This is a genomic window from Arthrobacter sp. Y3225116 (assembly GCF_059091245.1).
This window is the reverse complement of record NZ_JBNHGL010000325.1, coordinates 1-2,607: the sequence shown is the minus strand read 5'-3', so window position 1 is coordinate 2,607 and position 2,607 is coordinate 1. Positions and strand designations below refer to the sequence as shown.

Annotated in this window: 2 protein-coding genes and 1 pseudogene; all 3 read right to left on the bottom strand. The window is 68.7% G+C overall.

Annotated features, from left to right (window positions below; all coding sequences use genetic code 11):
* Nucleotides 1-192: pseudogene (locus AC5RV2_RS16850) on the bottom strand (MraY family glycosyltransferase); the annotation flags it as partial.
* Entirely contained in the window at nucleotides 189-2,117 is a 1,929-nt protein-coding gene (locus AC5RV2_RS16845) for a polysaccharide biosynthesis protein (RefSeq protein WP_494093288.1), read from the bottom strand. The pseudogene AC5RV2_RS16850 and the gene AC5RV2_RS16845, both read right to left, overlap by 4 nt.
* On the bottom strand, nucleotides 2,114-2,607 hold a 494-nt coding region (locus AC5RV2_RS16840; protein ID WP_494093287.1), incomplete at its 5' end, for an L-threonylcarbamoyladenylate synthase. The genes AC5RV2_RS16845 and AC5RV2_RS16840, both read right to left, overlap by 4 nt.

Here is a 2,607-nt window from a genome sequence, read left to right as displayed (position 1 = left end):
GGCGATCAGCAGGCCTGCCAGCAGCCCGGCCGCCACCGTGATGCCCACGCCGCGGACGACGACGCGGGTGTGCGAGGACCGCTCGTTCGGCACGTCCAGCACGCCCAGCCGCTTGAGCATGGGGATCAGCGCGAAAGGCAGCACCAGGCTGAGCAGAAGGGCCGCGGCAACGGCCACCACGGCTGCGGTCACGAGGCCCGCTCCCGCCCGTCGTCCTTAAGCCCGGCCTCGAGTTCGTCGTCGGCGGCCACTGCCGCCGGGACCGCGTCGTCGAGTTCGTCGTCGGCGGCCCCGGCCGCCGGGACCACGTCGATCGCCCCGGTCGAGGCCGAGATCAGGTCCTGCCGGCTCTTCCACTCGGCCAGGCTCATCCGGTCCGGGTCCAGGCCCTCGATGGAGGCGTGCGAGATTTTGGGGTGCAGCGGACGGGAATCGCTTTCGCCCTCCCCGATCAGGTCCTCGTGCAGCTTTTCGCCGGGGCGCAGGCCGGTAAACACTATTTCCACGTCCTTGCCCGACATCGCAATCATCCGCTCGGCAACGTCCAGGATCTTCACCGGTTCGCCCATGTCGAGGATCAGCACTTCCCCGCCGCTGCCGATCGCGCCGGCCTGGATCACCAGCTGGCAGGCTTCCGGAATCGTCATGAAGAACCGGGTGGCCGCGGCATCGGTGACCGTGACCGGACCGCCCTTGCGGATCTGCTCGCTGAACAGCGGCAGCACCGAACCGCGGCTGCCCAGCACGTTGCCGAACCGGACGGAGACGTACTTCTGCCCGGTCTGCTGCGCCACCCAGGCCGTCAGCTTTTCCGCCACGCGCTTGGAATGGCCCAGCACGGTGGTGGGGTTGGCGGCCTTGTCGGTGGAAATGTTGACGAAGGTCGCAACGTGCGCGGCGCGGGCGGCGCGCAGCACGTTCAGCGAACCGAGCACGTTGGTCTTCCAGGCCTCCTCCGGGTACTGCTCCAGCAGCGACACGTGCTTGAGCGCCGCGGCGTGGAACACCACCTCCGGCTTCCGGTCAAGGAAGATGGCCTCGAGTGCGGCGGGGTCGCGGATGTCGGCCAACACGGTGTCCCTGCCCGTGAGCAGGCCCTTGCCGGTGATCGAGATCTGCGTGCCCTGCAGCCCGGTCTCGTCGCGGTCCAGCATGATCAGCTCGGCCGGCTGGAACGCGTGGATCTGGCGGCACAGTTCGGAACCGATGGACCCGCCGGCGCCCGTGACCAGCACGCGCTTGCCGGTGACGTAGTGGGCAATCTCTTCGACGTGGATATCCACCGGCTGCCGCCCGATGAGGTCCTCGATGTCCACCTCGCGGAAGGAGAAGTCCTGGCGGCCAGTGAGCATTTCCTTCAGCGGCGGTACCACCAGCACCCGCATGTTCCGGCCCGCGATGCTGTCGGAGATCTGCCGCATCCGCGCGGAGTCGATGTCCGCGATCGCCACCAGCAGCACGGTCGCCCCGGTGCGGTGCGCGATCTCCGGCAGGTCCTCCATCCGGCCCAGCACCGGGACGGAGGCGATGCGCAGGTGCTTTTTGGCCGGATCGTCGTCGATCAGCCCCACCGGCAGCCAGGGCGAGGCCGGGTCGTTGCTCATCCGGGTCACGATGTTGTTGCCGACGAAACCGGCGCCGTAGATCAGCGTCCGCTCGGCCTCGTCCCCCGGCTTGGCCTTGCTTTCCACATACATCCGCTTCAGGTAGCGGACGGCGGCCATGAACAGGCAGGCGAACGGGAAGGCGATCAGGCCGGTGCCGCGCGCGATGCCCAGCGAGATGCCGAACAGCAGCAGCCCCACGCTCAGGATCAACGACACCGAGATGGTCACCATGACCAGCAGCTTGGCCTCGTGAAAACTGCCGAAACTGTAGCGGCCCTTATAGAGGGCGAACGCAGATCCGACGGCGATCTGGGCCGCGATGGCCACCGCACAGAGCAGGATGATGCCGGGAATCTTGGTCAGGCTCAGCGTCATCTCGTAGCGCAGGAAGACGGCCAGCACGATGGCCAGGACCCAGGCCAGGGAGTCCAGCAGGATCTGCGACCAGAGCCACAGGGCCCGGTCGCTGCTGGCGGTCTTGCCGCGGGGAAGAGCGGAATCGTGGCTCATGCCTCTACAGTCTCCCCCAGGCCCAGGATGCCCGGCACGACCGTGCGCAGTGTTTCCAGGCTGATCGTGCCCTCGCGGACCACCCGCAGTGTGGCGGAAGTGCAGTCGACGATGGTGGAGGGCACCGCCGTCGTGCCGTCGACGGGCCGGAAGCCGTCTTCCAGATAGACGTCCACGGACTCGGCCAACTGCTCCCTGGCCTGCGCGGCCGTCTGCGCCGACGGCTGCCCGGTGCGGTTCGCGGAGGACACGGCCAGCGGCCCGGTGGCCGCCAGCAGCTCCAGCGCCAGTTCGTCGTCGGGCATGCGCAGGGCGACGGTGCCCTTGGTTTCGCCCAGGTCCCAGGTCAGCGACGGCTGCGCGCGGAAAATCAGGGTCAGGCCGCCGGGCCAGAAGGTGTCGGCGAGGGCACGGGCCTCGGCGCTCACGTCGGTGGCCAGCCCGTCCATGGTCTGCGGCCGCGGCACCAGCACCGGCGGGGGCATTTTGC